Raw genomic sequence first — 23,109 nt, 5'->3', positions numbered from 1 at the left:
GTAGGAAGTGATGGTGTGATTTTATATACGTTAATCATAAGTGTCATACTTTTCGTCATCTTTATCTTCACGAGTGGATCGAAGAAATACGCGAACTATCGATGGTTTCATTACAGCTTGGCAGGACTCGCACTGATCGTGTTTCTTGGCAGCGAAACATTGCTGATCATGAATGAGCACAATCATTTCGGTATGAAAACAAAAGTGTATACGCAAAAAGTTTCGCTGTACTCCGCAACGGGTACTGCGGTAAGTCCGCAAGTTCCGTTCATGCTGCTCCATCAAGATGCGGGCAAGGATCGGATCTACATCTATAATGTGGAGAAGCAGGGTAAACCGAAAATGAAGCACACACAGATTACCGATAAAAATAGGGTAAAGAATACGGATCAGGAGGCATATCTTGCGGTTGAGAAGAAGCGCCGTGTGTTCAAAAATGATTTTTATAAAAAACTATTCGCATACAGTGGCAATAAAAATGTTCTCGTTTCGACCCGCAATGTTTTCTACCTGCCCGAAAATCATCAGGTGATGAGTGTGAAAGAAATGAAGAAGATGCAAAAAGAGATGCAAAAGAAGCAAGCGAAGCAAAAACAGCCGGATCAATCGTGAAAAGGACAGCACAGGAAGCGCGCACCGATACAGGTGAGCGTTTTTTTACAATTCTATTTTGTGATCCGCTGCTGCAATGAGTGAATCAGTGCCGACTGAGCCATACTACAAAAATAGGAACCATTTGAACGCGATGTTAAAGGAGAATGATGCAATGAAAGGGAACACGCGCAGCATCGATTGCGACGGAAAACCGTACAATCGATTTTTTTTGGTTACGGTTCTGCTCGTCGGTACTTTTTGCGTTGTCGCCAACCATACTGCCATCACCACTGCACTTCCGGGTATTATGCGCGATTTTCATATTGATGCGGATACCGGGCAGTGGTTGACCTCCGGATTTTTGCTGATGAACGGGATCATGATTCCGGTGACGGGGATGCTGATGCATCGTATCAGTTCTAAAAAGTTGTATATGGCTGCCATGCTGATTTTTCTGTCCGGAACCTTGCTGGCAGTGTCGGCGCCTAATTTCCCAGCTTTGTTGATTGGACGCTTGATCCAGGCGGTTGCGACAGGTATCATGATCCCCTTGATGCAGACCATCCTTTTACTCGTTTTTCCAAAGAAAAAGAGAGGGATGGCGATGGGATTGGACGGTCTTGTGCTTGCCTCTGCACGTGTCATCGGACCAACCGGCGCCGGATTAATCATTGATCATTTCAATTGGCGCATTCTTTTTTGTACTTTTATCCCTTTTGCACTATTGGCAGCTTTTCTTGCACCAACCGCGATGAGGAAAATTGTTCCTCTTGAACGGAAAAGTATTGATTTTGTCTCACTCGCGCTGTCCACATTAGGCTTCGGTGGACTGCTTTATGGATTTAGCAGTGTCGGTCATCACGGTTGGTCCTCACCCGTTGTAATCACGGGGCTTACGATCGGAGCAATCAGCCTTATTGGTTTTATCTATCGTGAGCTGACCATAGACAATCCGATGCTTAATCTACGCGTTTTTCGCTCACCCCTGTTCAGCCTTTCCGTCGTTGTTGGCGGAACACTAATGGTCGTCATGTTCGGCGGGGAACTGGTTTTGCCACTTTATATTCAAAATGTGCGAGGAGGAAGCGCCTTTTTTTCCGGACTTGTGATGCTGCCCGGCGCTGTGGTCATGGGGCTCATGTCTCCGCTATCCGGAATTATTTTCGATAAAATAGGGATTCGCAAGCTTGCGGTTACAGGAATGGGGCTGTTAACATTAGGGACAATTCCGTTCGTTTTTTTGACCATGAGCACACAATTAGGCACAATTATCGTTCTCTATGCGGTGCGTTTTCTCGGCATCTCTATGGTCATGATGCCAATGACCACGGCAGGCATGAATACATTGCCTGATACACTTATGAGTGATGGAACTGCGGTCACTAATACGATACGCACCATTATCGGATCAATCGGTACTGCCATTCTGATCAGTGTGATGTCCGATGTAACCAAGAATGAATTGCCGGAAAAGAGCATGTACGGGTCTGATCCTGCTTTATTCCATTTACTGAAAACCGATGCGGCGCTGAGCGGTGTGAATGCCGCATTTCTTGTCGCTATCGGATTTTGTGTACTGACCTGGGCGCTGACTTTTTTTATTAATGAGAACCGGCATATTGCTCGTTCCACACGGTAAATGCGTGGTCGTTCTTTAAGGCCGGCGAAGATCAGCTAATTTTTCCAAAAAACCGGCGATTAAATCAAGATCCTTAGCCGTATACGCGCTCATTAATGCGATACTCTGCTGATCCATTTTTTGATGCATCGCCTGATGACAGTCGGCGACCAGCCCGCCATCCTGAGTTGCTGAGAAATAAATTTCTTTCTTATTACCCGGATGTTTCTCTTTTCGAATGAACCCGTAATCAAGCAGCCTGGCGGTTACTTTTGAAATGGCACCTTTTGTTACATCTAATTCATCAGCAATTGCAACACCATTAATCGGTCCTTTTTTCCAGATGGCGTCTAGTGTGTGTAAAGCAAGCGGAGAAATTCGGTGCAGATGCTTCGAAATCCGTTCATTACCGATCCGATTGATCAGCCATCTCTTCTCGGAATCATCATTGGATTCATAGGCGAGCAAACGCAGCATTGCTTTCCCAATCCTATTTTTATAGTTCTGTGCCTCATGATCGCTCATCGCGTAACATCCTCTCTTTTGACTACGATGATTATAACATAAAGTTTCCAAGGAAACTATTTGACTCTTTTAGAAAACATATATAATATAGTATCTGTGGAAACCAAAAGGAGAGGATTTTATGAATCAGGTTTTACAAACCATAGATCAGCATTGATCAATCCGTAAATTTAAGAAACAGCCGCTTACTCATGCACAGATCAATGCAATTATTCACGCGGCTCAGCAGGCACCCAGTTCCGCAAATATGCAACCGTACTCAATCATTGGTATCACCGATCCAGATCGAAAGAAGGAGCTTGCACGTCGATCGGAGAACCCGCCGATTGTCGAATGCGGCTATTTATTTATCTTTTGTGCTGATCTTTATCGTTTGATGGAAACTGCAAGCGAAGAAGAGCGGGTAAAAATGAAAAGTAATTTATCGTTCAATTATTTCTATCAGATGGCGCTTGTTTCCTCTTCAATTGCTTTGCAGAATGCGAATCTGGCGGCGGAGTCTCTGGGGCTTGGAAGTGTGATTATTGCAGGGGTGACCCGCGCGCTCCCTCAGCTTGAACGCTGGCTTGAATTGCCGGAGCTGGTTATCCCGATTGTCGGTCTTGCGGTTGGTGTACCGGATCAGATTCCAGAGCAAAAGCCTCGTCTTCCGCAACAAGCGGTTTTCTTTGAGGACCACTACACGAAGGATTTGAAAGCGGATGTTGAAGAATACGATCGAGAAACAATGCGGTACTATACAACACGTTCCAGCAATAGTCAAAAGGCAAGCTGGTCGGGAAAAAACAAAAAGATGCTCACGGCGGATCTGCCGCTCGACTTCTGGACAGATTATGTAAGAGGAAAGGGATTGGATCTGAGATAATACAGGCTCGTAGGATACGGACCATTGACAGACGTCCGAAACTAAGTATAATTAAAAATGCTGCTCGCTTTATTGCATTAAAGTGCAAGTGTTAAATATAAAGAGAAAGGTACAAGAATGATGCATGCAACAGAAGAAAAGAAACAATCATTAAAGCGCGGATTGCTGCCGCGCCATATTATGCTTATGGCTATGGCCGGAATGATCGGTACCGGCATTTTTAAAGGGAGCGGCGATACATTGACTATCGCTGGCCCGAGCGTCACAATTGCCTACTTGGTATGTGGGCTGATTTTATTTATCGTTATGGTCGCGCTGGCGGAGATGGCGATTGCCTATCCGGGATTGAACATTCAGCACCTGATGCATCAGGCATTTGGTTTTCGCACGTCAATTATGATCGGCTGGCTGTATTGGATCAACTGGATGATCGTGACGATTGTTGAAATTCTGGCCGCGGGAAGCTTTCTCAATTATTGGTTTCCCGGCGTCCCTTTATGGGTGCTTGCCGGTCTTTGCGGTTTGTTTATTATCGGCATTAATCTTTTTCAGGTTGGCCTTTATGGCGAATTCGAATTCTGGTTCGCCGGAATCAAAATTGGTGCGATCATTGTGTTTATTATTCTCGGACTATTGATTCTTTTCGGTATAGTCCCGAGCCCTGCCAATCCAATGAAGAACCTGTTTGGATACGGCGGATTTTTTCCACACGGGTTCGGCGGAATGGTTTCAGCACTTCTTGTTGTTATCTTCTCATACGGCGGCTCCGAATTGATCGGTTTGACGGTAACGGAGGCCAAGGATGTGGAACATGTTCTGCCGAAGGTCATTAAAAGCGTTGTATCGCGAGTGATCATGTTCTATATTCTACCGATCATTATCATTTGCGGCATGATGCCGTGGAGCAGTGTTTCTGCAACTGAGAGCAGTCCGTTCGTTCAAGTGTTTGAAGCGGTTGGTCTGCCGGGTGTGCCGCATTTGATGAATTTTGTGCTGCTGACTGCTGTGCTTTCGGCAGCGAATTCGGGAATTTATGCGACGACGCGGACGCTGTATGCAATGGCTGAACGCGGCGAAGCGCCGGGCTTTGTGCGCAAACTGTCTAAAAAAGGTGTCCCGCTTGGCGGGATCGCACTGACGACAAGTTTCCTAGCTGTCGGTGTTGTGCTGGCGTACTTATCGCCCAGTCAAATTATCAATCAATTAATGAGCATTCCCGGATTCACCATTTGCCTTGTCTGGATCGCAATCTGCGCGGCTGAATTGAAGCTGCGACCGAGCTATAAACAGCTCCCGTTTTTCAAAATGGCCGGATTCCCATATATGACTATTGTCGGATTGGTTTCGCTGACGTTAATTTTTATAACCTTTGTGATCAACGCAGCAAATCGTGTCGGGACGCTGACCTGTCTTGCAATCATGGTGATCCTGATTACCATATCTTTTTTGGTGAAAAAAGATACGGCGTCACCTGAACGTGAAAACTTATCTTAAATAAAACTGAAAAAGAGGCTGTCCACAAAAGGGCGGCCTCTTTTAATGCTGGGTATATGGAAGTGAAAGATACAGTCAGCAGTTAACAGAAAAAATCTATATTTTTTACTTTCGCTTATTTGAATTCACGGTAAAATAAGAAGAGAAGACATGGCGCACGAAGGAGTTTCCTATGGAAATTTTTAAAGGAACAATCAATCAACTGGACGCACTTATCAATCTGGAACTTGAACTGTGGCCGCATCATACACGTGAGGAATTGCTGGAGGAAACACAGAAGCTGCTTCACTCCACCAACCATGTGTTTTACATGATCAAGCGGGAGCGAGCATTCATTGCGTTTATCCATATGTCGATTCGGAATGATTATGCTGCGGGAACAGTTGGAAGCCCGACAGGATATATAGAAGGAATTTATGTGAAGCCTGAATGCAGACGTAATGGCGTCGCGCACAATTTAGTGGAAGCGGCAGAACTGTGGGCGAAGGCTAAGGACTGCCGGCAAATCGCTTCAGACACGGAGCTGTCGAATCAGTCCGGTTATTCTTTTCATATCGGTGCGGGCTTTCACGAAGTGAATCGAACGATTTCATTCATTAAAGACCTGTAAACAGAAGACGCGAATCAGCCCTTGGGATTAGTGGTGCTTTTTGGTGAGAACATTTCCGTCTTCAAACACAATTTAAAGCCCTTCTGATTGCTCGGGTCAGAGGGCTTTTTTGTGAATCGACACTTATTTCATATTTATATACACAATACATAAAAACGGAGCCGCTGATCAATGAACTTTATTTATTGGAGCATCTCCCCACTAACTTTCGTCAATCTAGACATTTCACTGTTTTTTTATCGTAAGACAAGTTTCTTTGAAATATAAATTACATGCTTAAAGCTTGATGCAGCTTGGACGGACAAATACTCAATAATCATGTATATCCTATTTGGATTGATGCCGATTCCAGTGCTATAATCTAGGGACATTGTTAAAGTTTTAATCCAAAAGATGGAGAATGATCAATGAACAAAGCTGCCGTAAGAAACGCCCTTTATGATCGCTACATTGCTCCGACTACCAACAAAAGAGAAAGATCCATCGGCATTGAAATTGAAATGCCTATTGTTCATATGGATGCGCGGCCTGTTGATTTTTCAGTGGTACATCGGCTGACCTCGGCTTTTGCCAATCGTTTTCACATGAAAACACTGGCGAGGGATGATGATGGTCATGTCTCTTTGCTTGAGGATCTCCAACATGGTGACTCACTGTCGTATGATTGCTCCTACAATACACTGGAGCTTTCCCTTGGCAAAGAGAGCGATCTCTTCGTTTTAAATGAACGGTTTGTCACTTACTATCGTTTTATCAGCCGCTTTCTCCGATCTTTTTGTCATTCACTGACAGGAATGGGTGTGAATCCTTATCGTAATAGGAACGATAACACTCCCATCTCTAATGAACGTTATCGGATGCTGTTTCACTTTCTGGGACTCTATAAGTACTATAGGCATCCTGATTTTTTTCATCCCTATTCTAATTTTGGAATGTTTTCCTGTGCCTCGCAAGTACAAATTGATCTTCATGATTCAGAACTGTTAGAGATTATTCAAACATTTGAAAAACTAGAACCGATTAAGGCGTTATTATTTTCAAATTCGGTTATGCCTGAGGAAGAAGGGAACGCTATTTGCGTTCGCGATATGCTGTGGGAAAACAGTATGCATGGGCTGAATCCGAAGAACATTGGCTTTTATAGACAGAATTTGGCTTCTATAGAGGATTTACTTGATTATATGCAGCAGGAGAGCATGTATTGTGTGATGCGGAATGGGACCTACATTAATTTTACGCCGGTTCCTGTCTCCGACTACTTCAGCGGCAGTGATCGAATCGGTGAATTTTGGAACGGGTCGGCCTATCAAAAAATGGTTTTCACACCGAAAATTGAAGATTTGCAGTATCTAAGGACATTCAAATTAGAAGACTTAACTTATCGCGGCACCGTTGAGTTTCGCAGCTGCTGCTGTCAGCCCATCAAAGACAACATGACCGTAGCGGCGTTTCATATCGGTCTTATCGAAAGGCTTCCGGAATTAAAAGAGCTGCTTGCGCGAGATCGTGTGCTATACGGTCATGGGCAGGATGCTGAAGCATTGCGCAAGGTCTTTTGCAAGGGGATTATGCCGGATTTCATTGATCGAAATCAGCTGCGTGATCTGATCCTGTCTATTCTTGATCTTGCTCAAATCGGTCTTGAAAGACGCGGCAAAAAAGAAACGGTTTTTTTAGAGCCGCTTTATGATCGGGCTGACCGGGGGACCAATCCCGCGACCGACTATTTGTGTGCGTTATCAGATGGAATACCGATGGATGCGCTTATTCGGCGCTATGCAGAAATTGACTGAAGTCGGATCATTTTTATGGTGCAGGGATAAAGCGGCTCTGTGCTCTTTTGGTATCCGCGCGGGTTGCGGTTTCTCAAGCGAAAATCCGGTATTTTCCGATCCACAACCGATATCTTATTTGTCTATGCGGTAATATCATAGCGCATTTTATCAGCCCAATCTATAAGAATTGCATTAACGTTGGCTTAAATACAATAGATGTTTGTGTTGATCGTGTCATTTATGTTAAGCAGTTTGTCTAAAAGTAGACAGAGATCTTTCGTTATGATTGAATGCCTTGCCGTTCATTTAACTGTTTCTGGTAATTAGCGATTTTCCGATTTAAATGGTCAATATTCTCATCAAGCGTGCGCCGCTGTTCGAGCATGAATTTTCGATGCTCCAGCAAAAGGTGCATGCGTTCTTGAGATGTTTTATCTCCTTCATAACGCAGGCGGGCATATGTTTTGATTTGCTTAATGGGCATAGCGGTTTCCTTCAGCCTTAAAATGAATAAAAGCCACGACTTATCCTCGTCCGTGTAGACTCGGCGGTTGTTCTTATCTCGATTGGGATAGATCAGGTTTTCTTTTTCGTAATAGCGCAGGGTGTCCGCACTTAATCCGACAAGTTGTGAAAATTCACCAATGGAATAAGACAAAAAAACCGCCTCGTTTCATTTGACATGGAGTTAACTCCAACAAGTATACTTCATTGTATCAAAAATTGGGAGATGAAATGATGAAAAAAATATGGTTAATTACTGGAACGTCAACCGGTTTTGGCCGCAGCCTTGGAGAAGTATTAATAAAAAAAGGTTATCCGGTTGCACTGACCGCACGGCATGTTGATCAAATTCATGATTTGGTTGACGGGCAGGAACAGGCAATGGCGCTGACACTGGACGTTACCAAAAAAAAGGATGTTCGCAGCGCAGTGAAACAGGTCTTTGAAAGGTTCGGAAGGATTGACGTATTGGTCAACAATGCCGGTTATGGCTATTTTGGTGCTGTCGAGGAATGTGACGAGCATGAGGTCCGCAATCTTTTTGAAACGAACTTTTGGGGATTAAGCGATCTGACGCGTGCGGTTCTGCCTTTCATGCGCAAACAGCGCAGCGGTCACATTGTCAATTTTTCATCAATAGGCGGTTTGACGGCATTCCCTGCATTCGGCTACTATCACGCAACGAAATTTGCAGTAGAAGGATTATCGCAGGCTTTGGCAAAAGAAGTTGCCCCGCTGGGTATTAAAGTAACTTTGGTCGAACCCGGTGCTTTTCGCACGGATTGGGCCGGCCGTTCAGCATTGGACCGTAAAGAGATCATTGATGATTATGCAGATACTGCAGAGCAGCGCATTACTTTTACACGCAAGAAATCCGGCACGCAGCCCGGAAGCCCGTTGCTGGCAGCTCAAGCAATCATAAAAGCAATTGAAGCGGAAGAAAGTCCCATTCATTTGCTGCTCGGCAAGGATGCTGTTCAAAATGCGCGTCTTCAGCTGAAATCGATTAAAAAGGATTTGGAAACATGGGAACCAGTATCGACTCATGTTGACTTTGGTGATGAAAAATACTGGGAGTAATTCATTAAAAAAACAGAGCCACAGTTGGCTCTGTTTTTTTGTGCTCGGAATGGACAACAACTTGGCGGGTGTCTCCGTTACAGATTTGGGAGTAAGAAACCCTTTGATGAAGGCTAATTCCAACACCTCAGAGGCCGATCACGCAGAACTGAATAATGGTTGAAGCAAAGCTGGTCAAAAGAAAACTTGACTATTCTTACATGGCTCATTAGGATGGGACCCATAAAGAATAAATGGTAGAACCCGTACAAATCGAGAGGCTCACGCACGATTTTGTGGGTGAAATTCCAACCTTACTCGATTTAAGTTTAAATCTTTGTATTGATCACAAAAAAATCCTTATCTTCAATGAAATTTTCCAACCACATTAAAAAGCTCTTTCTTGTGAGCGTGCGTTTGGATTTGGCATTGTGGGATCGGCAAAATAACTCTGGTGTTGCTGAATGCTCGGTTGAGCGTGATTGACATTCGGCAGATTGGCACCAGCACAGTCTGTCGGAGGACCGAGAATAGTTGATTTGCGGATCGGCGCGACGGTTTGTGCGTAGGCAGCAGGATCAATACAATAGGCACGGTTCATCACTTCTGCCGGTGTGAATCGGAGAAAATCAGAGCCGAAGACAACATCGGGTGTGGGCACATCAAAGATAGTCAGCAGATGGACATCATCGGTCAATGCGATAATCCAGTGAAACCAGCCTTTCGGCAGCATCGAAACCTCACCGGGACCGATTTGATAACTCATCAACTTTTGCGTAAACGGATTAAACACTGATGTAATCACCGAACCGCTGATCATGAAGACCATCTCAGAAGCATTGGTGTGCCAGTGCGGCTGAATGATGATGCCTCGGGTCATATGGGCATTGAAAAATCCGTTTTTTATTTCCGGAAATTGCGGCCCGAACAATTGGCTGATGTAATTCTTCGCATCACGCCGTTCAGCAATCGTCTTCGTTGAGTCTGCGGACAGGTGAAAAGAAGGATCAGATGGATTTACTTGCATGTGCGTCATCCTCCATTTTTAATGGGCTAAACGCTATACCCTATGACAAGATATGATGGAGGGTTCCTCATTTTTAAATTAATCGTGTTCGTTTGGCTCGACGTGAACATGTACATCGAAGACATCGTATTTGTCCATCAGCACTTTCTCCACTTGCGATGAGATTTGGTGCGCCTCTCTAAGCCCCATGTTCGGATCAACGACGATGACTAAATCGATGACCGTGTTATTTCCATAAGTTCTGCCGCGGATATCACGAACACCTTCAACACCGGAGACAGAATGAACAATTTGGTTAAACGAGTTCAAGAGTTCATCGTCGAAGCCATCCGATAAATTGTAGGACGATTCTTTGAAAATAGTCCACGCCGTTTTGCAGATCATGACGCCGATCAAAAGAGCGACAACCGAATCAAGCCATGGAAGATGAAACTGCGTACCGATAATGCCGGCACTTGCGCCGACACTGACCCACGCATCGGACAGATTGTCTTTAGCGGCTGCCAGTACCGACGCGCTTTTTGTCCGCGTGGATAATCGTTTATTATACGCATAAACGAAAAACATGACTGCGGCGCAGAATAAGCCGATCCAGGCAGCGAGAAGATCCGGCTTTTCCTCATGTCCTGTAAAAACTGATCTCGCACCGTCGAAAAAGACCTGAACGCCAACAGCCATCATGACAAAAGAGGCAAACAACGAAGCAATCGTTTCGCTGCGCCAATGACCGTATGGATGATCGCTGTCCGCCGGGCGCTGGGAGAGGCGCAGGCCGATCAGAACGGCGGCCGATGCGGCGATATCGGTCACATTATTAAATCCGTCGGCACTGAGTGCCCGCGATCCCATGCTCAAACCGACAAACAATTTCAATGCTGACAAAACGAGATAGGTGACGATACTGATGATCGCTCCTCTTTCGCTTAACTTTAAATTCATGTATTTATCTTGGATCATCACGAACACCTGACTTTCTTTTTGCTGAAGTCATGTACAGGAATATTTTTTGATCTAATGAAAAAAATGACAATGACAACAAGATACGAATACCCAAAAATAGAAAATACAAATCCATTCGGGGAGGTTCGTTCGGAGACTCATTTGATGCCGTTTTTCAGGGCACGCAGATTTTCTTTTATCTTGTTTTTTTTATCGTTATCTCGATTATTGTCGTCAGCGCGATCAAAGGAATCACAACATGGTCTTCGAATCAGCAAAAACCGCGGCTTCGCGTACACGCCTCAGTTGTGGGCAAACGAACAAAAACTTCGGGCGGAAATCAAACCATGGTGTCTACACATTATTATGCCACATTTGAAGTGGAAAGCGGAGATCAGATGGAGTTTCATGTAAATGGCTCAGAATACGGAGAACTGGCTGAAGGAGATTACGGCATGCTTGATTTTCAAGGAAGCAGGTCTCAAGGCTTCACGCGTGAACCGGTAAATTCAGATGTACAAGATCGCGATTAATTCATTTGAAATTTTGTGTCGGTTTGAAAATTCATGTTGACTTTACGATCTGTCTATTGGAAACTTGAAGAGCACAGCAATTTCGGCGTCTGTTATAGGGCGGGCGCGAAAAAAGAACAGGAGTGGAGCAGAGATGAGTAAGAGCACGAGCGCAGTAACAGAGGCAGGAACATTTGGTGAATTCGGTGGAAGCTATGTCCCGGAAGAATTGCGTAAGGTTTTGGCGAAGGTCGCTGAAGCGTTTGACAGGTACAAGAATGACCCTGAGTTCAACAAGGAACTGCGATACTATTTGAAAGACTATGTAGGCCGCGAAAACCCGCTGACGTTTTCGAAGAATCTGACAGAACAGGCGGGCGGAGCGAAAATCTATCTGAAAAGAGAAGATTTGAACCACACAGGTGCACACAAGATCAATAACACAATCGGCCAGATCTTACTGGCGAAACGAATGGGCGCAAAACGGATTATTGCGGAAACCGGTGCCGGCCAGCACGGTGTCGCGACCGCGACTGTCGCAGCCCTCTTTGGTCTGCCGTGCACCATTTATATGGGCAAATACGATACGGAACGCCAAGCATTGAACGTCTTCAGGATGGAGCTGCTTGGCGCTGAAGTCGTGCCCGTGGAACAAGGGCAGGGACGATTGAAGGATGCCGTTGATGCTGCGTTAGGTGATCTGGTTCAAAACCATGAGACGACCTTTTATCTGCTTGGTTCGGCGGTTGGTCCGCATCCTTATCCGACGATGGTACACCATTTTCAATCGGTGATCAGTGAAGAATCGAAACGTCAGATTCTGGAAAAAGAAGGCCGGCTGCCGGTAGCGGTTGTTGCCTGCGTTGGCGGCGGCAGCAACGCGATCGGCGCGTTCGCTCATTATATTGACGAACCGAGCGTTCGTCTTGTCGGTGTGGAGCCGGTTGAGGCGGCAAGCATTGCAGAAGGCGTGCCGGCGATTATCCACGGCTTCAAATGTTACGCGCTGGTGGATGAAAACAATAATCCTAAACCAACGTATTCTATTGCCGCGGGTCTGGATTATCCGGGCGTCGGACCGGAACATAGCTATCTGAAGGCATCCGGCCGCGGCGAATACGTGACGGTGACCGGTCAGGAAGCGCTGGATGCATTCCTGAACCTTTCGAAGGTTGAAGGAATCATTCCGGCATTGGAAAGCGCGCACGCCGTTGCTTACGCAATGAAGCTGGCAAAGACACTGCCAAAGGATGAGAGCATCATTGTCAACCTTTCCGGTCGCGGGGATAAAGACGTGGAGCAAGTGTATGAGATGCTACAGAAAAAATAAGAATGATGATGCGATTTGAAAAATAAACATGTTAAACAAAACGGGCGCCTTGGTATTCAAAATGAATGCTAAGCCGTCTTTTTCATAGGTAAAGAAAGTTTATCGTTTTGCCTTGCTGGTACGACAGTCAACGTCATAAGATTCGGCTAGGCGATCAGGCAAGCGCCAAATCTGAGAAATAGACGGACGAAATCCGCTTAATTAGAAAATGAATGGAAAAATCGCTTAAATAGGCGAAAAAAATACCCTTATTTACCCGCGAAAGAAGCGCCAAGATGCAAATAACCGGAAAATTTCCGCTTATTTTACTCGTTACTTAATTAAGGATCAAAATGATTTGTGAAAAACAGAAATGTCTGTTCGAGACAAGGTTGATGATTCAAAAACGCTTTTGGAGTAGAAGAATTTTCACTAACAGAAAAGGAACTTTCGCTAATTACGCATGCGTCCTGCAGGCAACGCGAAAGCCACGGTATCCTGCGGAAGTGAGGATCGGCACTTTCTGCCCGGTTTTTCTTAATCCATGGGTTAGTGAATGGCGTTAGCGATTGCCTCGAGTTTGTCAGCGACCTCATTAAGTGGCCTGCACGTATCGATTTCGGCCGTCGCCCCGTCGCGCAGAAGCGGTTCAAATGCAATGAAATCCCTTCTAATTTGTTCACGATCTTCTTCCGAATTCCCAAATGGATTGTTTTTGCGCGACGCGACGCGTTCGAGAATGGTGTCAAGAGGCGCGGACAAGAGTACAACGGCATCGAATTGAGGATAAAATTGAACCTGATTGGGAACGCATCCTGAGAGGAACAGGATGCCTTCATCATGCTTGGCAAGAAGTTCGCGTACACGCTCCTCATGCCATAGCTGCTCAAAGCTTTGTCCGTCAGGAAGCGACATTTCTATACTGAAGCCTCCGTAGTCGGTGTCAACAATGGTGTATCCTCTGCGCGCCAGTTCGGCGAGCGTTGTTGATTTCCCAGTGCCGGACATACCGGTGATGAAAATGACGGTTTTTTTCGGATGACGACTCATGCAGAAATCTCCTTTGACAGCATAAAATTTATTTGGACACTTTAACAAAGAGTACATAATCAGAATTTCCACGTATCCATTTTGCGTGGAGAAGAACAACATAGGTTCCCGGCTTTGTCGGCAGAGTAAGCCGGTTTTGGTGAACTGGCAGCTCTGTTCTTGCTTTTTCATGGTCCCAAATGTGTGCCGTAAGTTTTGGATGCGATTGATCGGAGAACGAAATGACCGCTTTATCGCCGCTAGCGACCGGCCGAGTCTCTATGCGTTTTGCGATTTTCGATGGAGAAATGGCATCTGCAACAGCCGCGTTATGATAGAAAAATCCATACCGCCACTCGTACGTGCCCTTTCCCGTTTCTACTTGTGAATGACGCACCTTGACCGTGGCATTTGGTGGTTCCTGTTCCGATGAGCATCCGGCAGATAGGGACAAGAACAGTAGAAAGAGTGATAGCAACCATACCTTTTTCATCAGACTTCCTCCAATGTTGATACAGTTTTTAAACTATTTTAATCTATATACTTCTCTCATGCATGCTACAATAGAAAAAATGAGAGGATGCGTCATATGTTTATCCACAAGGTTGATAATGAACTTGAATTGAAGCTCATTGATCTGCGGGATGCGAAGAAAATCTTCGAACTGAGCGAGCAGTCCCGTAATTATTTGCGTGAATGGCTGCCGTGGCTCGATGTGACAAGAACCGTCGGCGATACACGTACGTTCATTCAAGGTGCGCAAAGAGATTATGGAGAGAACCGTGGAATGACAATGGTCATTTTATGCGACAGAGTGGCGGTCGGGGTAATCGGATTAAACATGATCAATTCGATGAATAAAACGGCGCAAATCGGCTATTGGCTTGGAGCGGGTCATCAAGGACATGGCATCATGACGCGTGCCGCCCGTGCGCTGACAGATATCGCATTTCAAGAACTCAGTCTGCACAAGGTGGAAATTCGTGCCGCTGTCGGAAATACCAAAAGCCGTGCGGTGCCCGAACGGCTCGGATTTAAGCAAGAAGGCTGTATCCGTCAGGCCGAATGGCTTTACGATCGCTATGTCGACCACATCGTCTATGGCATGCTGGACTCGGAATGGACGGAAAAGAAAAATGAAACAAAGGATGCGAGGGGAGCCATTGACGATGGCGAATAAGGTTCGGACGTTGTTCATTGATTCAGGGCGTATCTTGAATGAACCTGCATCAGGTCATTGGTTTATTTCTCCGCATTTGTATTCCTGCATCGATAAACACAAATTTCACTCCATTTCTTTTAAAAAAGATGGCATGCGTCCGCAATGGCGGTAACCTGCATGAACCACCAATCCTTAATCAAGAGCAAAGAGGGGGAATATAGCCATTTTATTCAATTTTACCTGAATTACATTTAGATGAAAAGCGATTCAGGCTTTGGCTGAGGATCTCGTTTTTAATCGCAGAAAGTACATCTTTTTTGAAGAAGTTTACACGTACACCCCGGAGTTGAGCCATTTATTCAAGCTGGCCGTTGTATCCGTTGCATGGCCGTCTCTTGAAGCCGTGTTTGTTGAGGCGGGGCTGAGAGACTATTTCTCTTCATTCATCGTTTCATCAAAATTAGGGGGATGAAGCCGGATGCTCGGATGTATCAAGCGGTACTGGACGAATTGGGCGTGGAACCGCAAGAGGCACGATTCATCGACGACAGTGCGTGCAATGGTAAAGAAGCGGCAAAATTAGGCATTCAGTCCATACGCATGCTTCGTGATTTTCTGCAGGTATAAAATGTCTTGAAAAATAAGGAGGTTACCATGGCCCCGTACCTTTTACTGCTTTTCCTGCTTGCTTTTTTTCTTCATAATGCTGAGGAAGCCGTCTGGCTTGTGAGAGCATCCGCACAGCCGTTGAAAATGAAAAGGCGGCCACGGCCGACGCAGGATCAATTTTTGTTTGCCGTTCTTTTTGTCACAGCTGTTGCGGTGCTGATTACGGCATTATATCTTTTTTATCCCGATCAGTGGTTTTTGAAATACGCCTATTTTGGTTATGTCGGCGCGATGATTCTCAATGTCTTGCTGGTTCATCTGTCATCGACGATCATTGAAAAAAAGTACTCACCGGGATTGATGACCGGACTTTTGCTGCTTGTGCCAGTTAACGGACTGCTGATCATAAATGCTTTTCAATCCCAATTATTATCAATTGCCGGTTTTATAGGTGCGACAGTTATCATGGCTGTATTATTACTTTTGGCTATTTCGGTATTATTTCGACTCGCTGGAAAATGGATTAATTATTAGGAGGGATTACCATGCTGGATCGATTCGATAAAGAGCTTCAAGAAATCAAAGAACAAATGAAACAGAAACAAAAATGGGAGGATCAACTCGGGCGTCTGCAAGATGAGGCGGAGCAGCAGGAGATAAAAGTGCATATGCTGAAATCCATGCTTCATAAAGAACAAAAGGATGTTGATCGCATCGAGTCATTCAGCATACCGGCAATTCTTTATTCAATCATTGGACGGAAACTGGAAAAAATCGATAAAGAGAAGCAGGAAGCAGCGGCGGCGGAACTGAAGTATCAGGAGGCGCTCCGAACAACAGAAGACATAAAAAAGGAACTGACGGAGCTGCAAAGCCGATTAACATCCGTGGAGCATGCGGACGCGCGCTATGCTGCGTGGATGCGGGAGAAAGAGCGGCTCATTCATGATGCTCAATCACCGCTCAGCGAAGAACTCTATGCGTTGATGGATCAAGAGGCTGATCTCCGTGCAAGCCTTAAAGAATATGGTGAGGCGTTCACGGCAGGAACCCAGGCGCGCGACGCACTTGAACGCGCATTAAAATCATTGGGGTCTGCGGAGAGTTGGTCGAATTCGGATCTGTTCGGCGGGGGCTTCATCTCGACAGCGATGAAACATGGAAAAATGGATGACGCCCGTGGCGATATTCACGAGGCCCAGCAAGTGCTCAGACAATTTCAGAATGAATTGAGCGATGTTACCGATATTGCGCTTTCTAATCTAGAAAATGATCAATTATTGAATTTCGCGGACTACTTTTTCGATAACATTGTGACCGATTGGATGGTACACAGTAAAATTCAAAACTCAGAGACTCAGACGAGAAAAATGCTGCATCAGACGAACGAACTTCTTAGCAAATTGGATGAAAAGATTACCGAGCTTAAACAGATGCGTGATACGGTCGCCCAAAAAAGAATGACACTGATCGAAACGGGACAGTGATTTGGCCGAATATCGGTCCATTTTGGAGGTTTGTCGGTCTGTTTCGAAAAACCGGGCACATAATACATGAATCCGGAGCCACACGGCCGGCCACTTTGCGTATCAATCTGTACGAATTTTTTTCACCGGTTTCGGAAATGGTTCTGAGGTCGTAAAAATTGAAGGCGACGCCATGCATCGTAAAAAGGATCAGTGTCGTTTCGGTAATCATTTCCGGTCTGGCGATTTTATATAAATAGCTCACCGTTTCACCTCTTTCCATTTGATTATAAAAAGTAAGTAATAAAATTGTTAAATAAAAAGAACCTGTGCAATGAAAGGTACACAGGCTCTTCTATAGTAAGGCTTAGTTTTTCCACGTGACGACGTCTTCAAGCGGCTGTCTCGTTTTCGGACGCGGTTCCTTGGCACGATAACCGAAGGCGGCCATGCAGGCAATGCCGAAATCATGGCCGTTAATAATTTCTTCGCCCTGAAGGATCTTTTCAACTTGCTTCTTGTTGAATCCTTCCATCGGACAGGAGTCAATACCGATTTCCGCGGCGGCAGTCATCATGTTGCCAAGCGCAATGTAACACTGACGACAGCCCCATTCGAAGAAGACGCGTTCATTATCGGTGAGAGTGAAATCCACCTTTTGAAAGTTAGCAATCGCACCGGTCATCGTTTTGGCAACCTCTGGCGGACATTGCTGAATGTCATTGATTATGTGCTGAACATGATCAGAATGTGCATCCAGACCGGATTGAAGCCGAGACAAAATCAGCACGAAGTGGCTTGCAGTTTTCAGCTTTTCGGTTGCACCCCACGCTGCCGGTGCGAGTTTGGCGCGCAGGTCTTTATTTTGCGCGATGACAAATTTCCACGGTTCAAGGCCGAATGAGCTTGGCGATAAACGTCCGGCTTCCAAAATGAACTGAAAATCCTCATCACTTATTTTCTTTGTCGGATTGAATTGTTTGCAGGCGTGTCTGAACCGGAATGCGGATAAAACGGTTGTTTTGACTTGGTCCTTGTTCATGGTCTGATTCATGACTTAACTTCTCTTCTTTCACAATATAAAATAGATCCGAATCGAACGTTGCCTAGGATGGCGCACGATCCGATCACCGTCAGAAACATCCATCATGCTAACAAAGATTATTATAGTCTCCGTTCTTCAAAAAAATAAACTAAATTGGCTTGCCTGTTTCACAGAGCATGAAGGCTGCGATTGATCTTTAGACGCATCCATAATAGCAGCGTGTTTCATTTGGAAACGAGACTGCGCCGTTTTGTTCGTAGCGGTAAAACAGCTGTGCCAACGCTTGAACAAACGGCTGGTGGTTTGCATTGTCCGGCTTTGGTGCATAGGAAGCCGATAAATGACGGCCAATAAACTCATCGAGCATATATTGTAGCGGATGGCTATAGGTCTTCACAGAATACTTGCCATTGCGGAAAAAAGTGCAAAAAATTGAACGATCATTGTCACTACCGCCGGAGAAGCCACGAAAATTTGGACAGAATGTTTTGCAGATTTCTTCGGTTTCTTTAATAAGCGGCGCGTCCGGTATGCGGCTGTTCCAAATGAGAGCGACTTTTTGGTCCGGCTTTAAAATGCGGCGGCATTCCTTCTTAAAACGAGTCGCATCAAACCAATGAAATGCCTGCGCGACTGTGATCAGATCGACGCAATGGTCGGGAAGCTGCGTGTGCTCGGCACTGCCGGGGACTGACGTAAACGGAGCATACGCGCTGAGTGATTTTTCCGCGGCCGTACGCATATCTTCATTAGGTTCAACAGCAATCACTTTGGCACCGCGATCAAGTAGCTGCCGGGTCAGAATGCCTGTACCAGATCCGATATCGGCCACAGTAAATTGCGGATTCGTATCGGTGAGCAGGTAATCAATCATTGGCTGCGGATAGTTGGGACGGAAGCGCGCATAGATGGAGGCTTTACCTGTAAATTTGTCACTGTTATTCATTCTGAACCCTCAATTCAAATTGAGATAAGTGCTTTCCATCATCGTACATGATTGTATTCGTTTTTCATAGATAATGTATCGGAGGGATTTCCATGAATGAGAGAAACAGCGAGCTTTTTAAGGACAAGCCTTGGCTGAGCTGGGCGATGGAGCTTCAAGCCTTGGCACAGGCCGGTCTCGCCTATTCAACAGACTGCTTTGATCAGGAACGATTCATGCGTATCCGCGATATTGCGGCGGAAATGCTGAGCCTGAAAACCGGCTTCTCAATTGATCATGTCAAAGAGATTTTCTGCAATGAGACGGGCTATCAGACACCGAAGCTTGATACACGCGCGGCGATTTTCCAAAAAGGCAGGATTTTGCTGGTCAAGGAAAATGCTGGCACATGGTCGCTTCCGGGTGGGTGGGTCGACGTGGACCAGTCGATAAAATCGAATACGATCAAAGAAGTCAAGGAGGAATCCGGAATGGACGTCGATCCGATTCGACTTATTGCTGTCCAAGACCGCAACGCCCATAATCGACCGGTGTATGCCTATGGCGTGTGCAAGGTGTTTGTACTCTGCTCGCTCATTGGCGGACAATTTGAGAAAAACATTGAGACCACTGAGACTGGGTACTTTGAGATTGACGAGCTGCCGCCGCTTGCCGAGGAAAAGAATACTCAGGAACAGATCAAAATGTGTTTTAAAGCGGCAAGTGATAAAAACTGGGTGACGCAGTTTGATTAAACACATATTGATCATCTCAGTCCTAAGTTACATTAGAGAAACTTGTCTGATCCATTGCATACACTATGTCAAAAATAGTGTAAATGATTTCGTTCCGCTTCAAGATCGTTTCAGTTTTTTTTTATCAGCATTCATAAAAGACTGACAAATCATTTTCATGACTGCAACAAATGAAGCAACAAATTATGATAGAATAAATGAAAAAGAAACAGTGAATGGGAAGAGGGGATGCTGATGGCAAGCGATGCATTGATGGAACGGGTGCTACCTCTGGAAGGCGTGTACAATTTTCGCGATATGGGCGGAATTAAGACAAAGGACGGACGGAAAGTAAAGAAAGGGCTCCTTTTTCGTTCGGCGGAATTGACCGGAATGACGAATGAAGATAAGAAAAATCTTAAGCCCCTGAATCTCAAGCTCGTCTATGATTACCGTGATAAGGCGGAAGCTGCTGTTAAACCAGACCCGCAAATTGGAAATGAACGGCATGAACGGATCGCGGTCAATGGGGAAGATAAATCGACCGCCAGAGATGAATGGGATCCGGAGACTTTTTATAAAACGTTTACGCGTGATAAATTTGCACAGGTTTATCGAGAAATGCCGATTCGGAACAGATCCTATAAACGGCTGATGCAGCTGTTTAAGAAGCCGGAAGAAAATTTGCCAGTGCTTCACCACTGTGCGGGCGGTCGTGACCGGACCGGCGTCGGCGCAATGCTGCTTTTGCGAACATTGGGTGTGACTTTCGAGACGATTATGGAGGATTATCTGCTCTCGAATAAAACTTTGGTTACTTATCATCGGGAAATGTTTGCTGAGGCAGCGCAGTATGTATCCGGCAAGCAGCTGAAAAATTTTGAAGAAGGTTTCTTGTTGCATGAGGAATATCTGGATGCCTCGATCAGCTCTATTTTCGGCAACTACGGCAAGTTTGGCAAGTACCTGGAACGAGAGTTCGGTATCACCCGTGCCGAACGCGAACGGATTAAAGATTTTTGTTTGGAATAATTTGAAAAAAGGCGGCTTGAAGAAGCTGTCTTTTTTCTCAAAGCAAAAGGTCGTGGAACAAATTGCAGGTGCCAGACTATCGTGGGAGTGCAGGCCGGGGGAGACGCCCCCGCCGGCACTTGCTTGTTTGAGGAGACTCCCGGACTGCCCGCGGTTGCACTAGTTGATGCGAGCAACCGGGGCGCATTAAAAACCAGGCGTGGGTTTGATCAGACGTTTTTTGTCCGATTTTTCTTCCAGATAAAGAACGTTTATCGTTTTGCCTTGCTGACACGACGATCAACGTCATAAGATGCTGATTTCCAATCTGAGAAATAGACGGAAAAATTCCGCTTAATTCGAAAATGAATGAAAAAATCGCTTAAATAGACGGAGAATTTTCGCTTATCGAATCGAAAAACGTGAAAATGGAGAGTTTCGCTGTGCATAAGCGGAAAAATTATCCTTATGTACCCGCGAAACACAGACTACGATGCATGTAACCGGAAAATCTCCGCTTATTTTATACGGGCAACGCGAAGGCCGCCGCATCCTGTGGAAGTAAGGGCCAGGTGTTTCTCGCTCGTTTTTTTCTTATGGTTCCGTGTATCATTGATGAAGAATATCCGGATGGAACGATCAACGTCATTAATAGGGCTTGAATTTATGCACATGTTTTGCAGCTGGCCTCCAACATTGTAAGGAGCTGTTTTTCGTAGTTCTTATTTTTTTCTTCCTCTTCTTATAGGAATTATTACATGAATAGGCAATGAATGACTTACAAATGCTATACTTAAAGCAACATGAATAGAAGGAGAGCGGAACTTATGACCACATGGATTATTATTGCCATCTTAGCCATTATCGTGATTTATTTTATTGCTCAATACAACGGTTTAGTCAAGCTGCGCAACTGGGTCCAGGAATCGTTCAGTCAGATCGATGTACAATTGAAGAGGCGCCATGACTTGATTCCAAACCTTGTGGAGACGGTTAAAGGCTATGCGAAACATGAAAAAGAAACACTGAATCAGGTGATTGAAGCACGCAACGGCCTGATCAGCGGCACGCCGCAGCAGCGAATCGAAGCGGACAACCAGATCGAGGGCGCGCTGAAATCGATTTTTGCACTCGCAGAATCCTATCCGGATCTGAAGGCGAACCAAAACTTTCTGCAGCTCCAGGAAGAACTGGCAACGACGGAAAATAAGGTCGCCTATTCGCGTCAGCTGTACAACAAGACGGTGAAGGATTACAACATTAAGCGTGAATCGTTTCCATCGAACATTATCGCCGGTATGTTCAACTTCAAAAGAGAAGAGCTGCTCACAATTCCCGAGGCTGAACGTGATGTGCCTAAGGTTACCTTTTAACGGAGGCCGCTCATGCTCTATCAACAAATCCAACAAAATAAGCGAAAAACGCTTGTGCTGCTCACCTTTTTCTGTTTCCTCGTCCTTGTGATCGGCTGGGCGGTCGGCTATTTTCTGAACGGGGACATGCTGACCGGGCCGGTGATCGCTGCGGTGGTGCTCGCGTTTTATGTGCCGATCACATTTGCCAGTGCGCGTGCCCAAGTCCTGAGCATGGCCGGAGCGCACGAGATCAAGAAAAGCGACAACCCGATGGTCTTCAATGTAGTTGAAGAACTGGCACTTGCGGCTAATGTGCCGATGCCGAAAATTTACATTGTCAATGATCCATCACCGAACGCATTTGCAACCGGAATGAAGCCGGAATCCAGTGTAATCGCGTTCACCAGCGGCCTGCTCGAACGTCTCAACCGTGAGGAGATCGCCGCGGTTGCCGCACACGAGTTTTCCCACATTCGAAATTATGATATTCGTTTAATGACTTTTTGTATTGCACTTGTCGGCGTTATTGTTGTTGTCGCGGACATCGGCCAGCGAATGTTCTTCTGGGGCGGCGGCCGCAGCAATAAACGCAACAATGAAAAATCAAATCCGATTTTTATGATCATTGCGCTTGTTCTGATCATTCTCGCACCGATTGTCGCACAGTTCGTTCAGCTCGCCGTATCACGCAATCGTGAGTACCTTGCCGATGCTTCGGCGGTCGAATTGACGCGTGATCCGCAGGGATTGATCAACGCGCTGACCAAGATCAGCAGTGATGACAAAGGCATGAAGCATGTTAAAGATGCAACTGCCTCGATGTATATTTCCAATCCATTCGGCAAGAAACAAAAGAAGACTAATTGGTTTGCGACCCATCCGCCGATTGAGAGCCGTATCGAACGGCTTAAGGCGATGTGAGAAATAAGCCCCCCTCGTAAA

Annotated in this window: 26 protein-coding genes; 18 read left to right on the top strand and 8 right to left on the bottom strand. The window is 45.6% G+C overall.

Annotated features, from left to right (window positions below; genetic code table 11):
• Window positions 1–15 precede the first annotated feature (15 nt).
• Together NIE88_RS15750 and NIE88_RS15745 are read left to right on the top strand one after the other, a co-directional pair.
• Window positions 16–612: a DUF4811 domain-containing protein gene (locus tag NIE88_RS15750; RefSeq protein ID WP_253063560.1), complete on the top strand. Its 597-nt coding sequence runs from the start codon at window positions 16–18 to the stop codon at window positions 610–612.
• A 154-nt stretch (window positions 613–766) separates the two neighbouring features.
• Window positions 767–2,233 (top strand): MDR family MFS transporter, encoded by a 1,467-nt coding sequence (locus tag NIE88_RS15745; RefSeq protein WP_253063559.1) that lies wholly within the window; start codon window positions 767–769, stop codon window positions 2,231–2,233.
• A gap of 15 nt (window positions 2,234–2,248) precedes the next feature.
• Here the strand turns inward: NIE88_RS15745 and NIE88_RS15740 are convergent, their stop codons facing one another.
• On the bottom strand, window positions 2,249–2,737 hold the full coding sequence (locus NIE88_RS15740) for a MarR family transcriptional regulator (RefSeq protein WP_253063558.1): 489 nt from the start codon (window positions 2,735–2,737) through the stop codon (window positions 2,249–2,251).
• A 160-nt stretch (window positions 2,738–2,897) separates the two neighbouring features.
• Here NIE88_RS15740 and NIE88_RS15735 point away from each other — a divergent pair, with 160 nt between their 5' ends.
• From NIE88_RS15735 to NIE88_RS15720, 4 genes are all read left to right on the top strand, one after another.
• A complete protein-coding gene (locus NIE88_RS15735) occupies window positions 2,898–3,602 on the top strand; it encodes a nitroreductase family protein (RefSeq protein ID WP_309247050.1) in 705 nt (234 codons plus the stop codon).
• A gap of 117 nt (window positions 3,603–3,719) precedes the next feature.
• Complete coding sequence (locus tag NIE88_RS15730; RefSeq protein WP_253063557.1) at window positions 3,720–5,096, top strand: amino acid permease; 1,377 nt, start codon at window positions 3,720–3,722, stop codon at window positions 5,094–5,096.
• A 172-nt stretch (window positions 5,097–5,268) separates the two neighbouring features.
• Entirely contained in the window at window positions 5,269–5,706 is a 438-nt protein-coding gene (gene aac(6') / locus NIE88_RS15725; protein WP_253063556.1) for an aminoglycoside 6'-N-acetyltransferase, read from the top strand.
• Window positions 5,707–6,113: 407 nt separating this feature from the next.
• Window positions 6,114–7,499 carry a glutamate-cysteine ligase family protein gene (locus NIE88_RS15720; RefSeq protein WP_253063555.1) on the top strand — a complete coding sequence of 462 codons (1,386 nt, stop codon included), beginning with the start codon at window positions 6,114–6,116 and terminating at the stop codon, window positions 7,497–7,499.
• Between the two features lie 262 nt (window positions 7,500–7,761).
• Here NIE88_RS15720 and NIE88_RS15715 read toward each other — a convergent pair whose 3' ends face one another.
• On the bottom strand, window positions 7,762–8,139 hold the full coding sequence (locus tag NIE88_RS15715) for a MerR family transcriptional regulator (protein WP_253063554.1): 378 nt from the start codon (window positions 8,137–8,139) through the stop codon (window positions 7,762–7,764).
• Between the two features lie 80 nt (window positions 8,140–8,219).
• On the opposite strand from NIE88_RS15715, the gene NIE88_RS15710 reads away from it, so the two are divergent.
• A complete protein-coding gene (locus tag NIE88_RS15710) occupies window positions 8,220–9,065 on the top strand; it encodes an oxidoreductase (protein WP_253063553.1) in 846 nt (281 codons plus the stop codon).
• A gap of 367 nt (window positions 9,066–9,432) precedes the next feature.
• On the opposite strand, the gene NIE88_RS15705 is transcribed toward NIE88_RS15710, so the two are convergent.
• On the bottom strand, window positions 9,433–10,071 hold the full coding sequence (locus NIE88_RS15705) for a cupin domain-containing protein (protein WP_253063551.1): 639 nt from the start codon (window positions 10,069–10,071) through the stop codon (window positions 9,433–9,435).
• A gap of 78 nt (window positions 10,072–10,149) precedes the next feature.
• On the bottom strand, window positions 10,150–11,028 hold the full coding sequence (locus tag NIE88_RS15700) for a cation diffusion facilitator family transporter (protein WP_253063549.1): 879 nt from the start codon (window positions 11,026–11,028) through the stop codon (window positions 10,150–10,152).
• A gap of 83 nt (window positions 11,029–11,111) precedes the next feature.
• On the opposite strand from NIE88_RS15700, the gene NIE88_RS15695 reads away from it, so the two are divergent.
• Complete coding sequence (locus NIE88_RS15695) at window positions 11,112–11,543, top strand: DUF2500 domain-containing protein (RefSeq protein WP_309247049.1); 432 nt, start codon at window positions 11,112–11,114, stop codon at window positions 11,541–11,543.
• Window positions 11,544–11,676: 133 nt separating this feature from the next.
• Window positions 11,677–12,852 carry a tryptophan synthase subunit beta gene (gene trpB / locus NIE88_RS15690; protein WP_253063547.1) on the top strand — a complete coding sequence of 392 codons (1,176 nt, stop codon included), beginning with the start codon at window positions 11,677–11,679 and terminating at the stop codon, window positions 12,850–12,852.
• A gap of 528 nt (window positions 12,853–13,380) precedes the next feature.
• Here the strand turns inward: trpB and NIE88_RS15685 are convergent.
• Both NIE88_RS15685 and NIE88_RS15680 read right to left on the bottom strand, forming a co-directional pair.
• Window positions 13,381–13,881, bottom strand: a complete 501-nt coding sequence (locus NIE88_RS15685) for a shikimate kinase (RefSeq protein ID WP_253063545.1) — start codon at window positions 13,879–13,881, stop codon at window positions 13,381–13,383.
• A gap of 28 nt (window positions 13,882–13,909) precedes the next feature.
• Complete coding sequence (locus tag NIE88_RS15680) at window positions 13,910–14,353, bottom strand: hypothetical protein (protein WP_253063543.1); 444 nt, start codon at window positions 14,351–14,353, stop codon at window positions 13,910–13,912.
• Between the two features lie 96 nt (window positions 14,354–14,449).
• On the opposite strand from NIE88_RS15680, the gene NIE88_RS15675 reads away from it, so the two are divergent.
• From NIE88_RS15675 to NIE88_RS15655, 5 genes are all read left to right on the top strand, one after another.
• Entirely contained in the window at window positions 14,450–15,040 is a 591-nt protein-coding gene (locus NIE88_RS15675; protein ID WP_253063541.1) for a GNAT family N-acetyltransferase, read from the top strand.
• A gap of 256 nt (window positions 15,041–15,296) precedes the next feature.
• Window positions 15,297–15,494 carry a hypothetical protein gene (locus NIE88_RS15670; RefSeq protein ID WP_253063539.1) on the top strand — a complete coding sequence of 66 codons (198 nt, stop codon included), beginning with the start codon at window positions 15,297–15,299 and terminating at the stop codon, window positions 15,492–15,494.
• Window positions 15,491–15,649 carry an HAD-IA family hydrolase gene (locus NIE88_RS15665; protein WP_253063537.1) on the top strand — a complete coding sequence of 53 codons (159 nt, stop codon included), beginning with the start codon at window positions 15,491–15,493 and terminating at the stop codon, window positions 15,647–15,649. Before NIE88_RS15670 ends, NIE88_RS15665 begins: the two co-directional genes overlap by 4 nt.
• A 27-nt stretch (window positions 15,650–15,676) precedes the next feature.
• Window positions 15,677–16,165: an HXXEE domain-containing protein gene (locus NIE88_RS15660; protein ID WP_253063535.1), complete on the top strand. Its 489-nt coding sequence runs from the start codon at window positions 15,677–15,679 to the stop codon at window positions 16,163–16,165.
• A gap of 11 nt (window positions 16,166–16,176) precedes the next feature.
• Window positions 16,177–17,118 carry a hypothetical protein gene (locus NIE88_RS15655; RefSeq protein ID WP_253063533.1) on the top strand — a complete coding sequence of 314 codons (942 nt, stop codon included), beginning with the start codon at window positions 16,177–16,179 and terminating at the stop codon, window positions 17,116–17,118.
• Between the two features lie 346 nt (window positions 17,119–17,464).
• Here the strand turns inward: NIE88_RS15655 and NIE88_RS15650 are convergent, their stop codons facing one another.
• Window positions 17,465–18,151, bottom strand: coding sequence for an NAD(P)H-dependent oxidoreductase (locus tag NIE88_RS15650; protein WP_253063531.1), 687 nt, complete (start codon window positions 18,149–18,151; stop codon window positions 17,465–17,467).
• 187 nt (window positions 18,152–18,338) lie between these two features.
• Window positions 18,339–19,088, bottom strand: a complete 750-nt coding sequence (locus tag NIE88_RS15645; protein WP_253063529.1) for a class I SAM-dependent methyltransferase — start codon at window positions 19,086–19,088, stop codon at window positions 18,339–18,341.
• Between the two features lie 92 nt (window positions 19,089–19,180).
• Here NIE88_RS15645 and NIE88_RS15640 point away from each other — a divergent pair, with 92 nt between their 5' ends.
• The 4 genes from NIE88_RS15640 (at window position 19,181) to htpX (ending at window position 23,088) form a co-directional block, all read left to right on the top strand.
• Complete coding sequence (locus NIE88_RS15640; protein WP_253063528.1) at window positions 19,181–19,822, top strand: NUDIX hydrolase N-terminal domain-containing protein; 642 nt, start codon at window positions 19,181–19,183, stop codon at window positions 19,820–19,822.
• A gap of 234 nt (window positions 19,823–20,056) precedes the next feature.
• Window positions 20,057–20,833, top strand: a complete 777-nt coding sequence (locus NIE88_RS15635) for a tyrosine-protein phosphatase (protein ID WP_253063527.1) — start codon at window positions 20,057–20,059, stop codon at window positions 20,831–20,833.
• Window positions 20,834–21,639: 806 nt separating this feature from the next.
• Complete coding sequence (locus NIE88_RS15630; protein WP_253063526.1) at window positions 21,640–22,185, top strand: LemA family protein; 546 nt, start codon at window positions 21,640–21,642, stop codon at window positions 22,183–22,185.
• Window positions 22,186–22,197: 12 nt separating this feature from the next.
• A complete protein-coding gene (gene htpX, locus NIE88_RS15625) occupies window positions 22,198–23,088 on the top strand; it encodes a zinc metalloprotease HtpX (RefSeq protein ID WP_253063525.1) in 891 nt (296 codons plus the stop codon).
• The last annotated feature ends 21 nt before the right edge of the window (window positions 23,089–23,109 follow it).

The sequence above is a fragment of the Sporolactobacillus shoreicorticis genome, from assembly GCF_024125445.1.
Lineage (GTDB): Bacteria > Bacillota > Bacilli > Bacillales > Sporolactobacillaceae > Sporolactobacillus > Sporolactobacillus shoreicorticis.
The sequence above is the reverse complement of the archived record's forward strand: the minus strand, read 5'-3'. Positions and strand labels throughout refer to the sequence as shown.